Consider the following 4,811-nt stretch of genomic DNA (forward strand, 5'->3'; position numbering starts at 1 on the left):
CGGCGATCGTCGCGTAGTCGCGCTCGACGACGACGAGCCTCGGCATCGAGACGCCCGGCACGCGGCCCACCGCGTCGGGCACCGCGCCGTGCGGCGTCGCGAGCTCGTCGGGGGTGTCGTGCAGCAGCGGCACGGCGACGAGGTCCTCGCGCGTGCCGAGCCGGTCGGCGGCGAGGTCCTGGAACGCGCGGGCGAGGGTGTGGAAGACGTCGAAGTCCGTGCGCGTCTGCCACGGCGGCGCGATCGCCGGGTTGAACGAGTGCACGTAGGGGTGCATGTCGGTCGTCGACAGGTCGTGCTTCTCGTACCAGGTCGCCGCGGGCAGCACGACGTCGCTGAACAGCGTCGTCGACGTCATCCGGAAGTCGCTCGTGACGAGCAGGTCGAGCTTGCCGCGCGGCGCCTCGTCCCGCCACGTCATCGACTCCGGTCGCCGCCCGGGCTCGGACTCGGGCGCGCGCACCGCGGAGTCCGTGCCGAGCAGGTGCCGCAGGAAGTACTCGTTGCCCTTGCCCGACGAGCCCAGCAGGTTGGCACGCCACACGGTGAGCACGCGCGGGAAGTTCGCGGGGTCGTCGGGGTCCTCGCACGCGTAGCGCAGCCGACCGGCCTCGAGCTCGTCGACCACGTGCTGCGCCGGGTCCACCCCGGCGGCGCGCGCCTCGTCGACGAGGTCCAGCGGGTTGCGGTCGAACGTCGGGTAGGACGGCATCCAGCCGCGCTGCGCGCTCTCCACCAGGCAGTCGGCGGTCGTGCGGCCCGCGAACCGGCCCTCGGCCAGCGGCGACGCGAGCGCGTCGGCGGGCAGCCCGTCGTAGCGCCACTGGTCCGTCGCGAGGTACCAGAATGCGGTGCCGATCATCTGCCGCGGCGGCCGCACCCAGTCGAGCCCGAACGCGTACTGCGCCCAGCCCGTGACGGGTCGGCACTTCTCCTGGCCGACGTAGTGCGCCCAGCCGCCGCCGTTGACGCCCTGGCAGCCGGTCATCGACATGAGCGCGAGGAACGTGCGGTAGATCGTGTCCGAGTGGAACCAGTGGTTGGTGCCCGCGCCCATGAGGATCATCGAGCGGCCGCCCGAGTCCTCGGCGTTCTGCGCGAGCTCGCGCCCGATCCGCGCCGCCGTCGCCGCGGGGACCGACGTGATCTCCTCCTGCCACGCGGGCGTGCCCGGCGTGGACGCGTCGTCGTAGCCGGTCGGCCACTCGCCGGGCAGGCCCTCGCGGCCCACGCCGTACTGCGCGAGGAGCAGGTCGAACACGGTCGTGACGACGCGGCCGCCGACCCGCGTCACGGGGACGCCGCGGCGCACGACGCCCGCACCCCCCTGGTGCTCGGCACCCGCCTCGGGGGCGAGGTCGAAGCGGGGGAGGTCGACGGCGACGGCCTCGGGGGCACCGCCCGCGGCCGCGTCGAGGTCGCGGACGGACAGCACGGGCTCGACCCCGCCGAGGTCGAGGTTCCAGCGGCCCGCCTGCGCGGGGTCGAACCGGCGGCCCAGCGACCCGTTCGGCACGCGCGGGGTGCCGTCCGCGTCGAGGACGACGGTCATGAACGCCGCGTCGCGGGCCTGCGCGTCCTCGCCGGCCGCAGCGCCCAGCACGTCGGCCGTGAGGAACTTGTCCGGCACCCACGCGTCGCCGCGCTGCTTGAGCGTGACGAGGTGCGGCGCGTCGGTGTACTTCTGCAGGTAGTCGACGAACCGCGCGGTGCGCTTCTCGACGAGGAACTCGCGCAGCACGACGTGCCCCATCGCGAACGCGAGCGCGCCGTCCGTGCCCGGGTGCGGGGCGAGCCACTCGTCGGCGAGCTTGGTGTTGGCCGCGTAGTCGGGGGAGACCGCGACGACCTTCTGCCCGCGGTAGCGCGCCTCGGCGAGGAAGTGCGCGTCCGGCGTGCGCGTCACCGGGACGTTCGAGCCCCACATGACGAGATACGAGGCGTTCCACCAGTCGGCCGACTCCGGCACGTCGGTCTGGTCGCCGAACACCTGCGGCGACGCGACGGGCAGGTCCGCGTACCAGTCGTAGAACGACAGCATGGTCCCGCCGAGCATCGAGACGAACCGCGCGCCCGACCCGTGCGACACCATCGACATCGCGGGGATGGGGGAGAAGCCCGCGACCCGGTCCGGTCCGTACTCGGCGATGGTGTGCACGTGCGCGGCCGCGACGATCTCCGACGCCTCGTCCCACGTCGCCCGGACCAGCCCGCCCTTGCCGCGCGCCGCCTTGTACGCGCGCGCCGTCTCCGGGTCCGACGTGACCTCCGCCCACGCGGCGACCGGGTCGCCCGTCCGCGCCTTGGCCTCGCGGTACGCCCGCAGCAGCACGCCGCGCACGTAGGGATACCGGACGCGCGTCGGCGAGTACGTGTACCAGGAGAACGACGCGCCCCGCGGGCACCCCCGCGGCTCGTACTCGGGGGAGTCCGGGCCGACCGTCGGGTAGTCCGTCTGCTGCGTCTCCCACGTGATGATGCCGTCCTTGACGTACACCTGCCACGAGCACGACCCCGTGCAGTTCACGCCGTGCGTCGACCGCACCACCTTGTCGTGCGACCAGCGGTCCCGGTAGAACGCGTCGCCCTTCCGACCGCCCTCCAGGAACAGGCTGCGCAGGTCCGGCGACACCGTGCCGGGCCGCAGGCGCGAGCCGAGGCGCAGGAGCGCGTCGACGGCCGGGTGGTCGGTCCCGGGCGGGGACGACGCGGGGGCGGCGGGCTGGTGACGTGCGGGCACGGAGACCTCCGGGGGAAGAGGGCGGACCGGATCAGCTGGGGCGCGGGGCGCCGGGACGCGCGTACTGCACCCAGGTCAGGACGGTGCAGGCGGCGAAGTAGACGGCGCACCCGACGAAGAACGCCGTGGGCGACCAGGCGGACAGCGCCATGCCGACGAGGAACGGGCCGAACGCCGCGCACGCGGACGTGAACCCGATGACGCCGCCCGCACGCCGGCGGTCGAAGATCATCGGCATCTGCTTGAACGTGCCCGCGTTGCCGATGCCCGCGAACGTGAAGATCAGCAGCATCCCGGCGAGGAACCAGCCGAACGAGGCCGTGTCCGTCGGGCGCAGGAAGAACAGCGTGAAGACGGTGCTGACGGTCATGCCGAGGCCGGAGACGAGCGTCCACACCGCACCGCCGAACCGGTCGCACAGCGGACCCCACGCGGCGCGCGTGATCGAGCCGAGCAGCGGGCCGAGGAACGCGAACTTCAGCGGGTCGGGCGCGTTCTCGAACCCGCCGAACAGGTTGAGCGTGAGCAGGCCGAGCTGCGCGGCGAACCCGGAGAACGCGCCGAACGTCATGACGTAGATCGCGGTCATGAACCACGTGTGCCTGTCGCGGAAGATGTCCGCCTGCTCGCGGATGTTCGCCGTCACCGGCACGCGCTTGAGGTACAGCGCCGCGAGCCCGATGCCGAGCAGCACCCACGGCACCAGGACGAGGCCCGCGTTGTGCAGCCACAGCTGACCGCCGCCGTCGGCCTTCTGCTGCGGCGTCAGGACGGCCGTGCCGAGCAGGCCGAACCCGATGACCCACGGCACGAGGAACTGGATGAGGCTCACGCCGAAGTTGCCCAGCCCCGCCTGCAGGCCCAGCGCGGTGCCGGCCATCCGCTTCGGGAAGAAGTAGCTCGTCGACGGCATGAACCCGGCGAAAGCTCCGCCTCCCAGGCCCGCCGCGACGGCGAGCAGCAGCAGCACCGCGTACGGCGTGGACGGGTCGCGGACCGCCATCGTCCAGCCCGCCATCGGCAGCAGCATGAGCGTCGCCGTCCCGCCGACCAGCGTGCGCGTCCCGAGCATCGGCGGCAGGAACGTGTACGCCATCCGGAACAGGCCGCCCGCGAGGCCCGGGATCGCGACCAGCCAGTACAGCTGCTCCTTCGACAGGTCGTACCCGATGACGTTGAGCCGGGGCGCGATCGCGCTCACGAGGTACCAGACGCAGAACGCGAGCGTCAGGTTGTACGTCGTGATCCAGAGCGTGCGCCACGCGAGCTTCTTGTCCCACGTGGACTCGTCCTCGGGGTTCCAGTTCGCCAGGTCGGGCGCGAGTGCCGTCGTTGCCGCCATCGGGTCCTCCTCGTGCGTGCGCCGGGGTGCGGTCCCCTCGGCGTGAGCATCGCGGCTCCCCGGCGGGCCGCTCCACCGCGAGTGCCGTGGAAAACCGCCCGGCGCTCAGGTCGTCAGGAGGCGGCGGACCGGAGGGTCAGGACGCAGTGGTGGGGCTCGACGAACGGGTGCAGCTCGGCCGCCTCGACGGGGCCGCCGACGGCGTCGAGCACGCCCTGCGCGAGGCCCAGGTGCACGCTGCACACGATGTCCGGGCGCTCGCGGGCGAGGTCGAGGAACGGGCAGCGCCACAGGTGGAACCGCAACGGCTCGTCCTCGAGGTCGGGGTCGAACCCCAACCGGTCGAGGTGCGCGGTGAGCGCGTCGAGCTGCCGCTGCTCGGGCGGCGCGTCGGGCGACGAGCGCGGCGTCGGCGTGTGCAGCGCGGTCACGGCGCGGGCGGCGAGCTCGCGGCCCGCAGCACGCGCGGTCTCCGGGACGGACTCGACGGGCGTGCCGTAGCCCTGCAGCAGCACGCGGCTCAGCGCGGCGCCCGCGATCGCGTCCTCCAGCCGGCGCGCGGCGACGGGGTCGGTCCGCACGTCCTGCGACGTCACGGCGCGGTAGACGATCCGCGGGCGCCCGCGTGTCGTGCGGACCTCGGGTTCGCGGTGCACGAACCCGTCGAGCACCAGGCGCTGCAGGTGCTCGCGTGCGGTGTTCTCGTGCAGGCCGGTCCGGTCGGCGAGC

3 protein-coding genes are annotated in these 4,811 nt (G+C 73.4%); all 3 read right to left on the reverse strand.

Annotation, left to right across the window (positions count from 1 at the left end; translation table 11 throughout):
- The coding region (locus tag CTKZ_RS16015) for a nitrate reductase subunit alpha (protein ID WP_124343881.1) at nt 1-2,740 on the reverse strand (2,740 nt) is incomplete at its 3' end.
- A 31-nt stretch (nt 2,741-2,771) separates the two neighbouring features.
- On the reverse strand, nt 2,772-4,082 hold the full coding sequence (locus tag CTKZ_RS16020; protein ID WP_124343882.1) for an MFS transporter: 1,311 nt from the start codon (nt 4,080-4,082) through the stop codon (nt 2,772-2,774).
- 113 nt (nt 4,083-4,195) lie between these two features.
- On the reverse strand, nt 4,196-4,811 hold a 616-nt coding region (locus CTKZ_RS16025; RefSeq protein ID WP_124343883.1), incomplete at its 5' end, for a helix-turn-helix transcriptional regulator.

This window comes from Cellulomonas algicola (assembly GCF_003851725.1).
Classification (GTDB): domain Bacteria; phylum Actinomycetota; class Actinomycetes; order Actinomycetales; family Cellulomonadaceae; genus Cellulomonas; species Cellulomonas algicola.